This is a genomic window from Sedimentisphaera cyanobacteriorum (assembly GCF_001997385.1).
In the GTDB taxonomy this organism is placed as follows: Bacteria; Planctomycetota; Phycisphaerae; order Sedimentisphaerales; family Sedimentisphaeraceae; genus Sedimentisphaera; species Sedimentisphaera cyanobacteriorum.
Window position 1 is genome coordinate 1,574,781 of the sequence record NZ_CP019633.1, and the last position, 17,630, is coordinate 1,592,410.

The 17,630-nt window shown below is 45.2% G+C and carries 15 protein-coding genes and 1 pseudogene; 11 read left to right on the forward strand and 5 right to left on the reverse strand.

From position 1 onward, the window contains the following. Nucleotides 1-12: 12 nt before the first annotated feature. The 5 genes and pseudogenes from L21SP3_RS06325 to accB all read right to left on the reverse strand — a co-directional run bounded on the left by L21SP3_RS06325 (nucleotide 13) and on the right by accB (nucleotide 4,309). Nucleotides 13-1,236, reverse strand: a complete 1,224-nt coding sequence (locus L21SP3_RS06325) for a competence/damage-inducible protein A (protein ID WP_077540049.1) — start codon at nucleotides 1,234-1,236, stop codon at nucleotides 13-15. A 67-nt stretch (nucleotides 1,237-1,303) separates the two neighbouring features. Beyond that, complete coding sequence (locus L21SP3_RS06330) at nucleotides 1,304-1,591, reverse strand: HU family DNA-binding protein (RefSeq protein WP_077540050.1); 288 nt, start codon at nucleotides 1,589-1,591, stop codon at nucleotides 1,304-1,306. A 268-nt stretch (nucleotides 1,592-1,859) separates the two neighbouring features. Next, the gene (locus L21SP3_RS06335; protein WP_077540051.1) at nucleotides 1,860-2,294 is read right to left on the reverse strand and encodes a DUF6941 family protein; all 435 of its coding nucleotides are present in this window, start codon (nucleotides 2,292-2,294) and stop codon (nucleotides 1,860-1,862) included. A gap of 148 nt (nucleotides 2,295-2,442) precedes the next feature. After that, a pseudogene (accC, locus tag L21SP3_RS06340) lies at nucleotides 2,443-3,785 on the reverse strand (acetyl-CoA carboxylase biotin carboxylase subunit). Nucleotides 3,786-3,799: 14 nt separating this feature from the next. Next, a complete protein-coding gene (gene accB, locus L21SP3_RS06345) occupies nucleotides 3,800-4,309 on the reverse strand; it encodes an acetyl-CoA carboxylase biotin carboxyl carrier protein (protein WP_077540052.1) in 510 nt (169 codons plus the stop codon). Nucleotides 4,310-4,539: 230 nt separating this feature from the next. Here accB and rfaD point away from each other — a divergent pair, with 230 nt between their 5' ends. The 11 genes from rfaD to L21SP3_RS06400 all read left to right on the forward strand — a co-directional run bounded on the left by rfaD (nucleotide 4,540) and on the right by L21SP3_RS06400 (nucleotide 17,587). Next, complete coding sequence (gene rfaD, locus L21SP3_RS06350) at nucleotides 4,540-5,520, forward strand: ADP-glyceromanno-heptose 6-epimerase (protein WP_077540053.1); 981 nt, start codon at nucleotides 4,540-4,542, stop codon at nucleotides 5,518-5,520. 121 nt (nucleotides 5,521-5,641) lie between these two features. Further along, nucleotides 5,642-6,025 (forward strand): hypothetical protein, encoded by a 384-nt coding sequence (locus tag L21SP3_RS06355; RefSeq protein ID WP_077540054.1) that lies wholly within the window; start codon nucleotides 5,642-5,644, stop codon nucleotides 6,023-6,025. 103 nt (nucleotides 6,026-6,128) lie between these two features. Then, nucleotides 6,129-6,908: a DNA-methyltransferase gene (locus tag L21SP3_RS06360; protein ID WP_227806741.1), complete on the forward strand. Its 780-nt coding sequence runs from the start codon at nucleotides 6,129-6,131 to the stop codon at nucleotides 6,906-6,908. A gap of 135 nt (nucleotides 6,909-7,043) precedes the next feature. Continuing rightward, complete coding sequence (locus tag L21SP3_RS06365) at nucleotides 7,044-8,231, forward strand: pyridoxal phosphate-dependent aminotransferase (RefSeq protein WP_077540056.1); 1,188 nt, start codon at nucleotides 7,044-7,046, stop codon at nucleotides 8,229-8,231. Next, nucleotides 8,216-10,522, forward strand: coding sequence for a hypothetical protein (locus tag L21SP3_RS06370; protein WP_077540057.1), 2,307 nt, complete (start codon nucleotides 8,216-8,218; stop codon nucleotides 10,520-10,522). Before L21SP3_RS06365 ends, L21SP3_RS06370 begins: the two co-directional genes overlap by 16 nt. Continuing rightward, nucleotides 10,516-11,244: a glycosyltransferase family 2 protein gene (locus L21SP3_RS06375; protein ID WP_077540058.1), complete on the forward strand. Its 729-nt coding sequence runs from the start codon at nucleotides 10,516-10,518 to the stop codon at nucleotides 11,242-11,244. Before L21SP3_RS06370 ends, L21SP3_RS06375 begins: the two co-directional genes overlap by 7 nt. Beyond that, a complete protein-coding gene (alr, locus tag L21SP3_RS06380; RefSeq protein ID WP_077540059.1) occupies nucleotides 11,244-12,383 on the forward strand; it encodes an alanine racemase in 1,140 nt (379 codons plus the stop codon). The genes L21SP3_RS06375 and alr overlap by 1 nt, the downstream gene beginning before the upstream one ends. Nucleotides 12,384-12,564: 181 nt before the next feature. Next, complete coding sequence (locus tag L21SP3_RS06385; protein WP_077540060.1) at nucleotides 12,565-13,698, forward strand: type IV pilus twitching motility protein PilT; 1,134 nt, start codon at nucleotides 12,565-12,567, stop codon at nucleotides 13,696-13,698. A 57-nt stretch (nucleotides 13,699-13,755) separates the two neighbouring features. Beyond that, nucleotides 13,756-15,387: an ATPase, T2SS/T4P/T4SS family gene (locus L21SP3_RS06390; protein ID WP_077540061.1), complete on the forward strand. Its 1,632-nt coding sequence runs from the start codon at nucleotides 13,756-13,758 to the stop codon at nucleotides 15,385-15,387. Between the two features lie 22 nt (nucleotides 15,388-15,409). Further along, a complete protein-coding gene (locus L21SP3_RS06395) occupies nucleotides 15,410-16,519 on the forward strand; it encodes a CvpA family protein (RefSeq protein ID WP_077540062.1) in 1,110 nt (369 codons plus the stop codon). 21 nt (nucleotides 16,520-16,540) lie between these two features. After that, on the forward strand, nucleotides 16,541-17,587 hold the full coding sequence (locus L21SP3_RS06400) for a serine/threonine protein kinase (protein WP_077540063.1): 1,047 nt from the start codon (nucleotides 16,541-16,543) through the stop codon (nucleotides 17,585-17,587). The last annotated feature ends 43 nt before the right edge of the window (nucleotides 17,588-17,630 follow it).

Sequence of the window (17,630 nt, forward strand, 5' to 3'; positions counted from 1 at the left end):
AGTCAAACAAAGCTATAAAAATTCTCTGCGGAGTACGTCAATACCAGTAAGCGCTGCTCTAAGCCTGCATCCTTTCCTTCCTCCCGGGTAGAACAGCTTCCGGACAACACATTTTTCTTTAGAAGCAACGCAGATATATACCGTCCCGACCGGTTTTTGTTCAGTCCCGCCAGAAGGGCCGGCAACCCCGGAAACAGAGACAGAAAAATCTGCCGCAGAGATTTTCAGTGCATTTTCGGCCATCTCACGTACTGTCTGCTCGCTCACTGCCCCGTACTGCTTTAGAGTGTCCGGGCATACACCGAGCCTTTCGGATTTTGCCTCATTTGAATAGCTAACCCAGCCGATTTGGAAACAGCCGCTGGAACCGGGAACATCGGTGAGCAGTTTGGCAATCAGCCCGCCCGTGCAGGACTCAGCTGTGGTTACAGTTTTGCCGGCATCCAGCAGCCTTCGAACTGCGGCTTCCGGAAGACTTATATCCTCATCTGCATACACGTATTCGCCCAGAAGAGATTTCGCCTTATCCACTGAGTTACTAAGCAAATCTTCGGCTTCCTTCGATCCTGCCCTTGCAAGAAACGAAAGAGTTATAACGTATTCTTTTACCGTACAGTTGATCTCTGGGTTTGCGCCTCTGTCCATCATATCGCCCAGCAGCTCGGCTACGCTCGATTCTCCAAGGCCAAAAACTTTGAGAACTCTTCTATCAGCAAAGGCTTGGCCTGAAATCTCAGGGGCTATATGCTGCTCAAACATCGCCTTCATCTCAGAGGGTACGCCCGGGAGCGAATAGACAGCGAATGAACCGGAAGAAATCTTTATGCCCGGGGCCGTTCCGTTATTATTCAAAAGAGGCTGACTGCCCTCAGGGATGTATGCCTGCACTGAGTTTATCTCGCTCATCCTGCGGCGTCGCTTTTGAAAATAACTTTCGATATGAGCAAAAAGGCTGTCTTTGTAAACAAGCGGTCTTCCAGTCCAAACAGATAGAGCATCACGAGTAATATCATCTTTGGTTGGGCCTAGGCCCCCGGTTATTATGCAGATATCAGAAAACCTTGAGGCATAATCTAAGGCCTCCGCCAGAGCCCAATGTTCATCCGGGAGCTTCATTGAAAGCGAAAGCTCAAAATTTAAGTCTATCAGCTTTTCCTTAAGCCATTCGGAATTGCTGTCATAACAGCTGCCGTTAATGAGTTCGTTTCCTACAGATATTATCGCCGCTTTTTTCATAATAAAATAAAAAAAAGCTCCGCGGCCGGAAGGCCGTCGAAGCCCTGCAATTCAAACTTAGAGCCTTCTAATCGCCGGAAACCTTGTTTTTCATCATTCTTCCCGGCTTAAATTTAACAGTCCTTTTCGAAGGCACCTGAACTTTCTCAAGAGTTTTAGGATTCTGAGCTACTCTATGAGCCCTGTTTTTAGTTTCAAACACACCGAAATCACGAAACTCGAGCCTGTTGCCCTGTTCGAGCTCTTCCACAATTTCATCAAGGAATGTCTGCACTACAACCTTGACCGCAACTCTTTTTTCGCCAGTCTTTTCTGCTATTCTGTCAATCAACTCTTTTTTGGTGACGGTATTCATTAGACCCTCTTCAGTAATGTATGATCTTAAAATCAGCCATCTTTTCTTCTACAAAGCCAAACGCGGCAAGTAACTATAACGTAAAGACTTCCATTCAGCAAGTTAAAAATTCAACTTTTAATCAAGCTTTTTGTGTATATTTTAGCTTAGCGGATTTTAAGAGGTTTTTTTCGCTTAGTAAACAGTTTTCTGAAACATCTTCTTGAGGGAAAAGCGATATGCAAATTCGCAGAAAGCCTATCCGCACAGTTGAATTTGAGTTTAAAGATTAAAAACTCACGCCGCCGTCAGCGTCTTTCTGCGGGGGCTTTTCAACCTTACGGCATACAATCCTTCTTTCGCCAAGCATCGTTCCGTTAGCGTAAATCTGGAAGCGGTATTCCCCGGGTTCAGGGAAAACAACACCCTGCATTTTCAGGGCAAGGGTGAGAATGTGTCTTACATCTCGAAATTCGACAGTTTTTTTCTGATTAAACAGGACTTTGTCGTCTTCTTCCAAGTCAACAAGAACTATCTCTACTTCCGTCTGTCCGTGGCCGTTAGTAAGTTCGCAGAAAAACACCAGCTCGGAATGACGCAATGGGAAATTTACAGAATTTACTACCTGCACGATATTTATAATACTCGGCATACCGGATATTCGGTCAAAAATCACCCTGTCGCAGGTAATCGCCGAAAGCATAACTGGAGGTACTTCTGACATTATGAATCCATCCATTTAAAATTAAAAATCAGGGGCAGAATAACCTTAAAAATCAAGTTTATTCTAACATAAAGCTGCTGATTAACAAGTTAATAATGCCTATTGGCAACAGGGTTAAGCCATTCGCAGGCGAAACATTTTAACTTATTTAAAATTCCATTTCGCTCTCGAGGAATCCAGTATCAATTTGGTTGTTCCTGTATGAGGGGTGATCAATTATCTGGAGCGAAGCAGGTATTGTAGTTTTGATCGGAGCTATACGGAATTCCTGCAAGGCGCGTTTCATAGTAGCAAGAGCCGTTTCCCTGTCGGGCTGGTGAACGAGCAGCTTTGCAATCATAGAATCATAATTCGGCGAGATAAAATCCCCCTGCTTGAGGAAAGTTTCCACACGTACGCCAAAACCGCCCGGCACAAAAAACTCATCTATAGGCCCGGGGCTGGGGCGAAATTCATCTGGGGATTCTCAGCGTTTATCCTGCACTCTATCGCGCATCCCTCAAGCTTTATATCATCCTGAGATACCGGCAGGGGCAGTCCCGCTGCCACAAGTATCTGATGCTTGATAAGGTCTTGGCCCGTAACAAGCTCAGAAACAGGGTGCTCAACCTGTATCCTGGTATTAACTTCAATAAAGTAGAAGTTGTTATCCTTGTCGAGGAGGAATTCAATTGTAGCAGCGTTGTGGTAGTTCGCCTCTTTCAGCAGTCTCTTTGCGGCTTCGCAGAGCTTTTCCCTTGTTTCAGGCTTAATCACCGGACATGGAGCTTCTTCGATTAGCTTCTGATGCCTTCTCTGGACAGAGCAGTCTCGTTCGTAGAAGTGAACCACATTTCCGTAAGTATCCGCCAATGCCTGCACCTCAACGTGCCTGGGGCGTTCGATGAACTTCTCTATGTAAACCTCATCATTCTTGAAGGCAATCTCCGCCTCGCTTTTTGCAGCAGTAAGGGCATTTTTCAGGTTCAGGTCGTTGTGAACAACCCTCATTCCCCTGCCGCCTCCGCCTGCGGAAGCCTTTACTATAACTGGAAATCCAATCTCTTTTGCAAGCTCGAAAGCCTGAGCCTCAGATTCAATCGCCCCATCAGAGCCCGGAACAACGGGCACATCGGCCTTCAAGGCAATCTCTCTTGCCTTTACCTTATCCCCAAGCTGCTTCATAGATTCCGGCGATGGGCCGATAAATGTAATCCCGCAGTCTGCGCATATCTCGGCAAACTCCGCATTCTCTGCAAGAAATCCGTAGCCGGGATGAATCGCATCAACATCTGTTATTTCCGCTGCGCTTATAATAGCCTGCACATTCAGATAGCTTTTAGCAGGCTGGGCAGGACCGATACAAACTGCATGGTCTGCGAACTTAACATAGGAGGCGTTTCTATCCGCCTCTGAAAACACTGCTACAGATTCTATACCAAGCTCTTTACAGGCACGAATTACCCGAAGGGCAACCTCGCCCCTGTTTGCAATCAAAATTCTTGAAAACATATCGAAAGCCCTTCTTAGTCGGGTTTAACCTTAAACAGCTCCTGTCCGTACTCAACTGATTCGCCGTTGGATACAAGAACCTTTTCTATAACCCCGGAGGTTTCCGCCTTGATTTCATTCATCACTTTCATCGCCTCAACGATGCAAACCACAGTTTCGGGGGTTACCCTGTCGCCAACCTTAACAAATGGTTCGGCATCCGGACTCGCCGCTGTGTAGAAAGTTCCCACAATCGGGCTGGAAACAGCATCCATACCGGCATCGTCCTGCTGAGAGCTTCCGAGATTTGCCTGCTCCTGCTGGGCAGGTGCCTGAGGCTGGGCAGACTGGGGCTGCTGCGGGGCAGTATTCACAAACTGAGGCGGCATTTGCTGCACAATCCTTTCAGACTGCGGTTCCGGCCTGCGCAAATGAATTGTTTTTTCTTCGTCTTTTACTTTTATCTCTACAAGCTCGTTTGTTTTCATCATTTTCACGAGCTCCCTAACGACCTTTACATCGTCTCTGTTAATTTTCTCTGACATAATAAAGCCTTTCAATTTTAACGAGGTAAACCGTTGCGGAATTATAGCCAAATATTAAGTTCGTTCAAACAAAATCAATACAAGCAGCTATACGGCTGTTAATTTAATCCTCAGTGAAACAAAAAATTAAAAATCGGCAAATCTTCAGGCCAAATGAGCCTTTAATTATTGAAATAACTCTCTTCTTACGGATAATAAAACGACAATTGTCTTTCTAAGAGGAATTGAAAATGATAGCAGTAACAGGCGCCGCAGGATTTATAGGTTCCTGCCTTATAGCAGAGCTCAACAGACGGGGCGTTGAGGACATTTTAGCTATAGATGAATTGGGCTGTGATGAAAAATGGAAAAATCTCAGGCAACTCAAAATAAAAGATTATATAGAAAAGGACGATTTCTTAAGTCTTATTCTTGATGATGATATTTCTTTACGGAAAAACATATCGGCTGTTTTGCATATGGGTGCTTGTTCCAGCACAACAGAAACCAACTGCTCCTATTTGATAAATAACAATTTCAAATACAGCAAAATTCTTTGCAAATGGGCGATAGAAAATGCTGTCCGTTTTGTATATGCCTCCAGCGCTGCCACTTACGGCAGCGGGGCAAGCGGTTTCAGCGATGAACACAGCCTGCTGAATTCCCTTGAGCCGCTGAATATGTACGGCTATTCTAAACACCTATTTGATAAGTGGGCTCTTGCCGGAGGAGCACTGAACTTTATAGCAGGATTTAAATACTTTAATGTATTCGGCCCAAACGAATACCATAAGGGCTCTATGAGAAGCTTTGTTTTGAAGGCCTATGAGCAGATAAGGGATACCGGCAAGGTTCGGCTTTTCAAAAGCGAAAGCCCCGATTACGGCCACGGCGAGCAGCTTAGAGACTTCGTTTACGTAAAAGACGTAACTGCTATGACACTTTTCGCACTGGAACGCAGGAACGTAAACGGGATATTCAATGCAGGCACTGGGGAGGCAAAGAGCTGGAACAGGCTAGCCAAGGCGGTGTTTTCCGCAATGAACAAAGAGCCAGAAATTGAATACATTGATATGCCGGATCATCTAAAAGGCAAATATCAGTATTATACTAAGGCTGATATGAGAAAACTCAGAAATGCCGGCTACAATAATGATACTGCCGAATTTGAAGAGGCTGTAAGAGACTGCGTACAAAATTACCTTCAGAAAGGGAACTATTATCACAGCTAAAAAGAAAAAACAGCATCCATACACCAACGATGCAAAAAAATACCTCGCTAAAAGAGGCTATAAAACCGAAGAGCTGGGAACTAAAGAGCTTGAAGCAGTATTAGACCACGTTCGAACGCATTTGCAGGAAAAAATAGCCTTCTGGATTCTCGGCGTTTCAATTTTACTTCTGATTCCGATACTTTATTTCAGTCTTAATATGATAGAGCACAGAGTAGCTTCGGTAAATACAGAAGACGCTCTGCTTTATATTACAGTAACTGATTCAAGTGAGGTAAGTTATCAGCCTCAGCAGATTCAGGCGATGTTAGGCTATTATACCAAAGAGTGTATTATGTTCGGCTTTTACTCCGGACTCGGGATTGCCTTTATACTTCTGCTCTTGGCCTCTATGCAAAGCAGGAGATCGAGGCGTAAATTCATAGAGGCACTGCTTCCGGAGAAAGAACAAGAAAATTCAGGAGGCAAATCTGAGCTCAGCAAAGAACAAGACGATAAAGCTTGAAACGTGCGAACAGAAGGAGCTGTATAAGCGTGTTGAAACGCTCAGCAGACTCGCCGATGAAAATGAACTGAAAGGCAAGACATTTCATCAAAGCATTTTTGAAGTGAGCAGATTTCTGCCTCAAGGATTTGTTGACCTTTTAATCGCAGACCCGCCCTACAATATGAGCAAAAGCTACAACGGAACAAGCTTTTCACGGTGCTCAGAGAACGAGTATGAAGAATATACCGAAAGCTGGATAAGCTCGCTCAAGCATACGCTCAAGCCGAACGCATCTGTTTACATCTGCAGTGAATGGCAGTGCTCAGGGGCAGTGCAGCGGGCTGCATCGAGGCATTTCAAGATTCAAAACAGAATCACATGGCAGAGAGAAAAGGGCCGCGGGGCAAAGATGAACTGGAAAAACTCAAGCGAGGACATCTGGTTTTGTACGGCAGGTGCTGATTATACCTTCAATATTGAGAAAGTGAAGCAGAAGAAAAAGGTAATCGCACCTTACAGGGATAAACTCGGCGAGCCTAAAGACTGGCAGAAAGAAGGAAAAGGTGCATTCCGGCTCACGCACCCTTCCAATATCTGGTTTGATATTACTGTTCCATTTTGGAGCATGGCCGAGAATACCGGACATCCCACACAGAAGCCTGAAAAGCTGATTGCCAAGCTGATTCTTGCAAGCAGCAATGAAGGAGATTTTGTATTCGACCCGTTTCTCGGCAGCGGAACCACGAGCGTTGCCGCAAAGAAGCTGAGCAGAAATTTTGCAGGCGTTGAACGGGAAAAGTATTACTGCTGCCTCACTGAAAAAAGGCTTGAAAACACAAGGGAAAGCAAATCTATCCAAGGATATAAAGATGGATGTTTCTGGGACAGAAACTGCCTTTAAATATCCCCAATGTGATTAGAAAAATTACAGCCCGGCTGTGGAGTTTTTCAATTGACCTTAAACACACTTTTTGTTCTAATGTTGCTCCGGCGTAATTTCAAAACAAAAAACTATTTATCTAAAATTGGGGAACCGATGGTAAAAGTAAGTCGAAGAGCGAAAGAAGTGCCGGCTTCAGCTACTATGGCTGTTGCATCAAGGGCTAAAGAGCTGAAGGCTCAAGGGGTAGATGTAGTCAGTTTCGGTGCAGGCGAGCCGGATTTTGACACACCGGAACATATTAAGCAGGCTGCTGTTAAGGCTTTGAAAGACGGAAAAACAGGCTACACTCCAACGCCTGGAATTCCTGAGCTCAGAGAAGCTGTTGCAGATAAACTCAAAAGAGACAACGACCTCGAATACGAACCTACTCAGGTGATTATCAACGTAGGTGCGAAACATTCAATCTATTCAACAATGCAGGCAATTGTGGATCCAGGGGATGAGATTCTACTTCCTGCCCCGTACTGGGTAACTTACCCGGAGGCAATTAAACTTGCCGGCGGCAAGCCTGTAGCAATAGCAGGTCAAGAAGAAAATCAGCATAAGGTTAGTGCAGAGCAGATTAAGGCTGCAATAACAGATAAAACTGCCGCCCTTCTGCTGAACTCTCCAAACAACCCTGGCGGATTTACCTATACACCTGAAGAACTGCGGAAAATAGCCGAGGTTCTTGAAGGTACCGATATCACAGTAATCTCAGACGAGATATACGAAAAGCTTGTTTACGGCGACACAGAATTTATGAGCTTTGCTGCTGTAAGCAATGACGCATTAGAAAGAACGGTAACCATCAACGGCTGGAGCAAGGCATACGCCATGACCGGCTGGCGGTTAGGCTTCACTGCCGGCCCGCAGGATATAATCTCGGCGATGGGCAGAATTCAGTCTCATATGACGCAGAATCCTGTAAGCTTTGTTCAGTATGCAGGCATCGCAGCATTTGACTGCGCAGATGAAGTAGAGAAAATGCGAAGCGAATTCGAAAAAAGAGCAGAATACACCTACAACCGTCTTAACGGCATCTACGGTGTTCACTGCGACAGACCTACCGGAGCTTTCTACTGCTTCCCGGATGTAAGCAGCTTCTACGGCAAGAAAATCGGCGGGGAGATCATAAACGGAAGTATGGACTTTGCTAAAGGGCTCCTGGAGCAGGCTAACGTTGCGATGGTTCCGGGCGGGCCATTTGGATGCGATAAAAACATCAGGCTGAGCTTTGCCTGTTCAATGGAAAATATCGAAAAAGGAATAGACAGGCTTGAGCAATGGCTGACGAGCTGAAGGCGAACTCAAAACCCAGCAAGCATCAAATCGTAAGTATTTTAGTGTGGCTGGCTTTTTTTGTATATGCCGGCCACTGTTTTTCTCATATGGTTGCCGCAGGTGATACGTGGGTAGCAATGGCCTGCGGCAGGCATTTTTCGAACCACGGCGTTGATACTGTAGAGCCGTTCAGCGCTAACTCTCACTCTACAGGGCCTACCGAAGAAGACCTTGAGCCCTGGCCGGAATTTACCCACGATTTCCTGAAAGAATACCATCCAACAGGCTGGATAAATCAAAACTGGCTTACTCAGCTCATATTCTTTGAAATAGCCGGAGGCGAGGGCAGCAAAACAAACTACGACAGGCTGAACTACAACGCTATGGTTGTATGGAAGTTTATCATCTGCCTGCTTGTAATATGCAGCGTTTACTATAGCTCACGCCTTCTCGGGGCAGGAAAGATAAACGCAGCGTTTTTTGCAGCGGTTTCTGTATTTGTGGGCAGAAGCTTCTACGACATCCGACCTGCTGTATTTTCGAATATGCTTGTGCCGGTATTTATCCTGATTCTGCTTTTGAGCCAGCGGAAAAACAGACGGTTTATATGGCTGAGCGTCCCGCTTATTGTTTTCTGGGGCAATGTACACGGCGGATACCTTTACGCCTTCATTACGTTGTTTCTTTTCTGGGCAATCAACCTGATTGTCTGGAAGTTTAAGCCGCGATTCTGCAAGCTTTGCTCAGGCCAGCTTATAATCGACACAATGCTTGCAGGTGCTGCATCGTTTATAGCGATGGTAATCTTAAACCCCTACCACCTGACCAACCTCACCCATACGTTCATAATTACAGTCAGCGAGCATGCTTCAGAATGGAAAGATGTAAACGAATGGCACAGCGCTTTTGAGCTGAGCAATCCGGTGGGAACTTCGATTCCGTTTATCATAATGCTCGGGCTGGGCGGTGCGGCCCTGCTTGTCTGGGGAATAATCACTGTTGCCAAGATAAAAAAGGCTGGCAGATTGCAAGCAAACAAAACGAAAAATATATCAGCAGATTCAGAGCCTCCCGGAAAGCCTCAAATTGACCCTGCTTATATCGCTATAGTTTTATTCTCATTGTGGATGGCAGTAAGCTCGAGAAGATTTATTCCAATTGCATCTGCAGCCTTCTGCCCGCTTCTTGCTATGATAGCCCAGCAGGCCATAAACAAAATCTCAAATAACCTATCTGCAATGCCCGACAGGAAGCGCCTCTTAGAAAAAATATCAATAGCAGCATTTGCAGCTTTCGTGCTTATCCCGGGCGTGCTTTGGGCGGGCAAATTCAAGAAGGTTTATTTAGACCCATTCTGCCTCGACGATACGTACAACAGCATTTTTATGCGTATGACCGCTTCTTACGCCAAACCGTTTGAGGCATGTGAATTTATTCGGGAAAACAATCTATCCGGAAATATGCTCAACTACTGGACAGAAGGCGGCTTCATAGCATTTATGCAAAACCCCGACCCCGAAACTGGCTTTATCCCGCTAAAGCTGTTTATGGACGGACGTGCTCAGGCGGCCTATGATATCGAGATGTTCAGAACTTATAAAAACGAAATAATGAGCGGCGGGGAAGACTTCCGAAGAATTGCCCAAAAAGCAAGGCGCCAGAGAAAAAGGCTATCAAGCTTCAAAGAAGAGCTCAGAGAGGCCTCGAAGAAAATGGATGAAAGGCTCAACAGCAAAGAAGTATGGATATATCTGATGCCTTCAAATGCTGTTAAAAGCGGTTTTATGACCCTTATGCGGTACAACAGCGACTGGAAACCGGTTTATATCGACGGCAAGCAGTCTATATTTGTTGACACTGACACGGAAAAAGGGCTTGAGCTCTACAAGGGGCTTTTCAACGGCGATACCAAGTACCCTTCAGAACACATACGGAAAACCTCGCTCATTCATTATCTGATCGGTTCAAAGCCGGAAGAGGCGTACAGGCGGGCACGCAAACTCTACGAGAAATCCGAAGAACTTCTTGCAATGAAACTGCTCACAGATTCAGCAAGAACCAAAGAGCTAAAAGAGAAGGCGTATGAATACTGCAAAGCAGAGATATCCGATTTTGTGAAAGAGAAAGACCAGCTCCACAAGCAGGACGGGTATATAAATAAGTACAGCATTGCTGATATATGCCTGAAGTTTGTTATAAATAACAGCAAAGATTTTGCAAGCGACAAAAACAAGATCTCGGTTTACAAGTCTTACAGGGAGCAGCTCAAAGAAGAGACAGGGCGAATCAGGGAAGCAACTAAATGGTAAACGAAGAAGCTCTTAAGCCGGCACTGAGTGTTTTCTTCCCGTGCTTCAATGAAGAGCAAAATCTGGGCGGACTCATTGAGGAAACGCTCAGCTTCCTGCCTGAAATAAGCGATAATTTTGAGATAATAGCAGTTGACGACGGCAGTACAGACAAAACAGCCCAAATCGCTCAAGAATACGCCCGAAAAGATTCAAGAGTGAGATTAGTGAGCCACGATTCCAACAAGGGATACGGAGAGGCTCTCAAAACCGGCTTCAGAGAAGCGAGTAAAGAGTATGTTTTCTACACAGACGGTGATAAGCAGTTTTCGATTAAAGATTTGAGCAGGATTATCCCGCTTGCAGCAGGCGAAGATGCACCAGCGGATATCGTCTCCTGCTACCGTCAAAACCGTCAGGACAACATCTTCAGGAAACTCACCGGACATACTTGGAACATCCTTATGTGCCTGCTCTTCGGCTTTAAGCTCAAGGATATCGACTGCGCTTTTAAGCTTTACCGCAGAGAAATATTTGATAATATTAAGCTCAAGAGCTCAGGAGCGCTTATAGACACTGAAATACTCGTGAGAGCCCGTAAGAAGGGGTTTAGGATTACTCAGCTGCCGGTCAGACATTACCCGAGGGTTTACGGGGAGTCTTCCGGGGCCAAACCTGCTGTAGTTTTCAAAGCGTTTGCAGAGCTTTCAAAATTGTGGCTTGATATAGTGACGGATCACTAATGGCTTGTTCAGATACTTTTTTCAGGCCCGACCTCAGGGCCAGCATAGATTCTCGAAGACTAACCGGCAATGTTAATCAGCTCCGCGGACTCACGCCGGCGGATAATAAATTCTGCGCCGTAGTAAAAGCAAACGCCTATGGACACGGTATCAGGGAAGTTGCTAACCTGCTGAAAGATGAGGATGTGGATTTTTTTGCAGTTGCGAGTATTTTTGAGGCTGTTTACATAAAGCCTTTGATTAGTCGTCAAAACATCCTTGTATTCGAGCCGCTTAATATCTGCACACCCGCCAAATATATAGATTTCGCTTGCAGAAATGATGTACACTGGGCAATATGCTCACTCGAAGCAGCTAAAAGGGCATCGCAGCTTGCCGGCGGGAAAAAGCTGAAACTGCATATCAATATAGAAACCGGAATGGGAAGGCTCGGGCTCGAACCAACTCAGGCAGAAGAGCTTATAAACTTCATAGCAGACTCGCCCAAACTCGAATTGGCAGGGATTTACACGCATTTCGCAACCGCGGACGAAGATGACCTCTCTTTCGCTTATGAACAGCTCGAAAATTTTAAGCGATTTATTAAAACCAATCAGAACTTCTTAGATGAAAACGTAATCCGGCATGCCGCAAACAGCGCCGCATGCATTAAGATACCAGAATCTCATTTTGATATGGTAAGATGCGGGATCAGTATGTACGGTTATTTCTCCAGATCGCAGAGACACGCCCCCGTAAATTTGAGCCCTGTGATGAAGCTTGAGGCGCCGATAGTGCATATCAAAAAGCTGCCTGCGGGCAGGTCTGTAAGCTACGGGCGGTCTTATTTCACCAAACGTGAAACGGCAACGGCGATAATCCCCTCCGGCTATGCAGACGGGTATTCAAGGCTTTATTCGAATAATGCTTTTGTGAGGATAGGCGAAAAGTTTGCTCCTGTTATAGGCAGGGTATGTATGGATCAGATAATGGCCGATGTAACAGATATCCCTGAAGCGAAGGTAGGCCAGTTCGCTGTTATAATAGACAACGACCAGAGCTCTCCGGCAGGTGCCTACTGCCTTGCGAATGCCTCAAACACAATCTGCTATGAGATACTAATCAGCGTACATGAACACGTAAGACGAACAGTAATCTGACTATTTTTTCGTTTTGGGAAAGTTTTTATCAGGGTCTTCTGGATTTATCGCTGATAATTTGTTAAACTCATACCTTCGAAGCTAAAGCGGAATGTATTGATTGACAGTCAATTTGTTATTACTAAAATTTCGATTCTGTTCTTATTTTATTCAAATTTTTATCTTTCAGAGGACAATAAAAATGACAAAGGGACAACCAATAGACAGTCATCGGAGCGTAAATCATAATCCGAAAATAAACAAGTTTTTTAAAACCGTTATCTCATACAAAGCGAGCGACCTCCATCTTAAAGTAGGCCTTCCGCCTAAGATGCGTATAGACGGTGTTCTCAAGAAGATGAAGGCAGACGTAATCACAGAAGAGACAATGGAAGATCTTATCTTCGATCTTCTCACAGAAGAGCAGAAAAAATTCTTCCTCAAGCGCGGCTCAATAGACTTTGCCCACGCCCTAACTGAGATTGACAGATTCCGTGTGAACGTATTCCGCCAGAAGGGATACATAGGGCTTGTTGCAAGGCGTATTGATTCGAATATCCCGCCTTTTGAAAAGCTGAACCTGCCCCCCATTATTCGAGATATAGCAGAATATCCCACTGGGCTTGTGCTTGTGGTAGGGCCTACCGGCTCAGGCAAGAGTACTACAATTGCATCAATGATAGACAAAATCAACAGAGAGCGTGCCTGCCATATAGTAACCGTTGAGGATCCTATCGAATATGTCCATCAGGACAGAAAGGCCAATGTTAATCAGCGTGAGGTGGGCATAGACTGTGTTGACTTTAAGGACGCTCTGCGTAGCCTTATGAGGCAGGATCCGGATGTAGTGCTTGTGGGTGAAATTCGAGACGTGGAAACGCTGGAAGCAGCTATGCAGGCGGCAGAGACAGGCCATCTTGTATTTGGTACACTTCACGCAGCAAGCGCTTCTCAGACTATACAGCGTATTCTAGATATGTTCCCGCAGGAAGAAAGGGAACTTGCAAGGCAGACATTTGCACTTACTATCAGGGGAATCATCGCCCAGATGCTGCTTCCGAGTATTGACCCGAAAGTTAAGAGGGTTCCGGCGCTTGAGATTATGGTAGCAAATCCATCGGTGAGGAAGCTGCTGAAAGAGGAAAGGGAAGATGACATCCCTTCTGTAATACGCTCATCACAAAATGAAGGTATGCAGGACTTGACAGAAAGCCTGAGAATACTTATAGAAAAAGAACTTATAGACCTCGACAACGCCCTGGTATACGCACCGAACAAAGAAGAGCTGAGGATGGCAATAAAAGGAATCAGAGCTAATTCAAGCGCAATTCTCTAATGTGCAGCAGGGTAGGCTTTGAAAACTAAATACAAACAGATTAACGGAGCATAATAGATGTATTACTTATCCCTTTTAGCAGATATATCCTTCTCCGGCTATATTGCGATCTACAAATTTATACCATTTGTTTTGCTGTTTTATTTATGGCTTCTGCTTGTCAATTGGGTTCATTTCGACACAAAGGCCGTTCAGACAGACACAATGAAATGGGTTTCGATTATTACTGCAGGCGGGCTTATGGCGATGTGCCTATGGCTTTTTGTGCCTGTATTTATAATCGGCTTCTCATCTTATCTGCTCTTAATGATCACCACAATAATGGTTTACGTGATCCACAGAAACTCACTTGTTGCTGATTTTGAAAAAGTACTCACGCTAAACCATATCAAAGGGCTTTTGAGCAACGAATCTGCAAAAATCGAAAAAGCCGCTCGCGGATTCAGTTTCGTAACTGCAAACGGCAACCCCGTTGAGATACCCGAGCCCAAAACGAAAGAGGCATACGGCTTCAAAACAGCCTGCTATCTGCTTGATGATGCGATCTGGAAAAGGGCTGAGCTGATCAAGATCACGCCCGGGGAAGAAGAATACAAAGTTAATTACGTAATAGACGGACTGAAAAACGATGCCGACCCAATAGAAGCTGAAGAAATGCCCTACCTGCTCTACTATCTCAAACAGCTTGCAGATTTGGATGTGGAGGAGAAAAGAAAGCCGCAGACAGGAAAATTCCAAACGAAAAAAGACGGCGATAAGTCAAGCTGGCATATCACTACTGCCGGTTCAAGACAGGGCGAACACATTACTATAAAGAAGGATGTACAGTTCAGCCTGATGTCTTTTGCAGAGCTGGGCTTTGAATCCGACCAGATCGACGAGCTGAAAAAACTCAAGGACGCCCCGAAGGGACTGTTCCTTGTTGCTGGGACAAAAGGCTCTGGTCTTACCTCCTGCCACTACACGCTGCTGAGAAATCACGATCCGTTCCTCAACAGCATCAACACACTTGAGAAATCACCCGCAGGCGACGTACAAAGCATTATTCAGAATGTTTACGACCCTAGCGAGGGAATGAGCTATGCAGAGCGGCTTAAGGCTCTGATAAGAAGAGGCCCTGATATTGTGGGCGTGTTCGACTGCAACGACCCTGAAACAGCAAAGGCTGCATGCGAGGCCTCGAAGAAGAAGCTAATTTACGTATCAATAGAATCAAAGACAGCTCTTAAAGGCCTTGCACATTGGATAAAGATGGTTGGCGACAAAAAAGAGGCTATTGAACCCTTGATAGGACTTGCCTCCAGCCACCTTGTAAGAAGGCTTTGCGAGGAGTGCAGGGAAGAATACATCCCGAACCCCGGCACACTCAAGAAACTCAGCATAGCTCCTGAGAGGGTTAAATCTCTATGGAGACCTGGAGATATCGAATACACCAGAGGCGGAAAACCAATTCTCTGCGAAAACTGCCAGGGACAGGGCTACAAAGGCCGAGTGGGCGTTTATGAGTCCTTCGTATTAAGCGAAGAGGTTAGAAAAGAGATGCTTGCGGCTAAGAGTATAAAGGAAATCAGCGCTTCGCTGAAACGAAACGGGATGCAGTTTTTCCAGGAAAGACTCACGCAGAAAATATCAGATGGAAGCACAAGCATCAACGAAATGATACGAGTATTGAAGGTATTAAACGGTTAATCATCCTTACTGAGGTTTTGAAATGATAGTAATTGGTCTTTTCGCAGTAATAACACTGGCAATATTAGCCGAGGCGATTGTAAAGCCGAATTTTTATAAGTATGTAATAATGCTGTTCTCGATGGTGAGCGGGCTTGTATTTGCGTTCTCGTTTTTCGAGCCGCTTTCTAAGATTGTATCAAAGATAAACTGGTTCCCGGCGGCAGCAGAAGGACTGTCATTCGTTCTTATTTTCGGAATATCCTTCGCAATCCTGAAACTGCTTGGAGATTTCACAATTCGCCCGGAATTGAAACTCCCCGACATTGTAAACAGGTCTTTTTCGGCTTTGTTCTCTTTGATATTCAGCTTTTTTGTTACGGGAATGATAATTGTTTTTCTCTCGATGATGCCCATGGAATCAAAGTACCCTTACCCCAGATACGCAAACAAGCCGATAGTTACAAACAGCAACTATGAGATTGCACCGGACAATACTTTCCTGAATCTCGATTCAGCGGTTACCGGATTCTACAATATGCTCTCTGCAGGAAGCCTTAGCGGAGATAAGAATTTCGGTATAGTTCACGACAACTTCATAGACACCAACTTCCTCGACAGAGCTCTTTATGAGGAAGGAGTTTCCCCAATAGCCGGCGAGAAAGCTATCGATGTACCGAATACACCTCAGGCAGTTCGCAAGGCGCCCAAGCTTATGAAATACGACGAGGTCAATCAAGTAGTGAAGAAGATTTCCGGCAAGCAGATGTTTCTGGTGAAGGTAGAGATATCTCAGGATAAAGTGAAAAACGGGGGAATAATAGAAAAAGGCGGCGGATACGAAATAGGCCCTGCCCAGCTTCGCCTTATCTGCAACAAAAACTACGCTGATATGTTCAAGGGCGACGGGCTTTCTGTTTTCCCTGTGGGCTATGTTACAGATAACAGCAAATTCAAAAAATTTGACCTAAAATCAAAATTTAATCTTCTTCCGCACAAACCCGATAAAAACAAAAATGCGGTATTAGACGTAGGGTTTTATGTTCCTGAAGGCTACGTACCTGTAGCATTGGAATTGAGACAGGACGATATTGCCAGGGTTCCAAATGTAAACGCAGAGCCTGAAGAAGAGCAATCAGAACAAAACGGATAATTCTGGAAACTTTAATAACTAATGGAAAACGAAAACAAAGCGAAACCTGAAAATGCTGCAGGACAGATTCCCGGTTATAAAATACTTGGCAAACTGGGTTCTGGAGCAATGGCAGTGGTTTACAAGGCCAAGCAGGTTAGCTTAGACAGAACAGTAGCAATAAAGGTTTTGCCGAATAAATTTGTCGGGAAGAGCAACTATGTGGAGCGGTTCTACAAAGAAGGCCGGCTTGCAGGAAGGCTTAACCACAACAATATCGTTCAGGCATATGATGTTGGGGAGGCGAAAGGGTTATACTATTTCGTGATGGAGTATGTAGAAGGCAAGTCTATATACGACGATCTTTCGAAGGGAAAGATATTTGAAGAGAAAAAAGCCCTCGAGATAATGATCCAGCTGGCCAAGGCATTAGAGCACGCCCACGCACAGGGCCTGATACACCGAGATATCAAACCAAAAAATATAATGATTACCAAAGAAGGCGTTGTTAAGCTTGCAGACCTCGGGCTTGCCCGGACAACGGACGACTCTGAAGCAGCAAGTGCGGAAAAAGGCAAGGCCTTCGGAACCCCTTTCTACATCGCCCCAGAGCAGATCAAGGGGGAAGTGGATATAGACGGCCGTGCAGATATATACGGCCTCGGGGCAACTCTTTATCATATGGTTACCGGCACAGTTCCGTTCAAGGCTCAAAAGCCGGCGGAAGTGATGCGCAAACATCTAAACGAACCGCTCACCCCGCCCGACCATATAAACACAAAGCTTTCAAGCGGGTTCTGCGAGATAATTGAAACTATGCTCGCAAAAAAACGAAGCGAAAGATACGCAAACCCGAGCGATTTGCTTAAAGACCTTGAATCTGTAAACAACGGTATGCCTCCCGTATTTGCAAGACAGACTATAGATGTAAGCGAGCTGGAGGAGCTTGAAGAAGGCGAGGCGGTTGAAAGAGATGAAAGCAGTCAATACAGCTACGGGGTTATAGTTAAATACAGGATTATTGTTGCGGTTCTCTCAGCAGTATGCCTTCTGCTTCTTATACTTCTCATTTTTACCGCTGCCGGCTGACCTGAACCAGAATAATCCAGAATTATATACGCCTTAACAATAG

What these genes read in the sequence shown, in the direction of transcription:
- L21SP3_RS06335 (WP_077540051.1), bottom strand. Translation starts at nt 2,294, where the DNA reads ATGTCAGAAGTACCTCCAGTTATGCTTTCGGCGATTACCTGCGACAGG.
- L21SP3_RS06370 (WP_077540057.1), top strand. Translation starts at nt 8,216, where the DNA reads ATGGCTGACGAGCTGAAGGCGAACTCAAAACCCAGCAAGCATCAAATC.
- L21SP3_RS06385 (WP_077540060.1), top strand. Translation starts at nt 12,565, where the DNA reads ATGACAAAGGGACAACCAATAGACAGTCATCGGAGCGTAAATCATAAT.
- L21SP3_RS06325 (WP_077540049.1), bottom strand. Translation starts at nt 1,236, where the DNA reads ATGAAAAAAGCGGCGATAATATCTGTAGGAAACGAACTCATTAACGGC.
- L21SP3_RS06400 (WP_077540063.1), top strand. Translation starts at nt 16,541, where the DNA reads ATGGAAAACGAAAACAAAGCGAAACCTGAAAATGCTGCAGGACAGATT.
- rfaD (WP_077540053.1), top strand. Translation starts at nt 4,540, where the DNA reads ATGATAGCAGTAACAGGCGCCGCAGGATTTATAGGTTCCTGCCTTATA.
- L21SP3_RS06330 (WP_077540050.1), bottom strand. Translation starts at nt 1,591, where the DNA reads ATGAATACCGTCACCAAAAAAGAGTTGATTGACAGAATAGCAGAAAAG.
- L21SP3_RS06365 (WP_077540056.1), top strand. Translation starts at nt 7,044, where the DNA reads ATGGTAAAAGTAAGTCGAAGAGCGAAAGAAGTGCCGGCTTCAGCTACT.
- L21SP3_RS06395 (WP_077540062.1), top strand. Translation starts at nt 15,410, where the DNA reads ATGATAGTAATTGGTCTTTTCGCAGTAATAACACTGGCAATATTAGCC.
- L21SP3_RS06375 (WP_077540058.1), top strand. Translation starts at nt 10,516, where the DNA reads ATGGTAAACGAAGAAGCTCTTAAGCCGGCACTGAGTGTTTTCTTCCCG.
- L21SP3_RS06390 (WP_077540061.1), top strand. Translation starts at nt 13,756, where the DNA reads ATGTATTACTTATCCCTTTTAGCAGATATATCCTTCTCCGGCTATATT.
- accB (WP_077540052.1), bottom strand. Translation starts at nt 4,309, where the DNA reads ATGTCAGAGAAAATTAACAGAGACGATGTAAAGGTCGTTAGGGAGCTC.
- alr (WP_077540059.1), top strand. Translation starts at nt 11,244, where the DNA reads ATGGCTTGTTCAGATACTTTTTTCAGGCCCGACCTCAGGGCCAGCATA.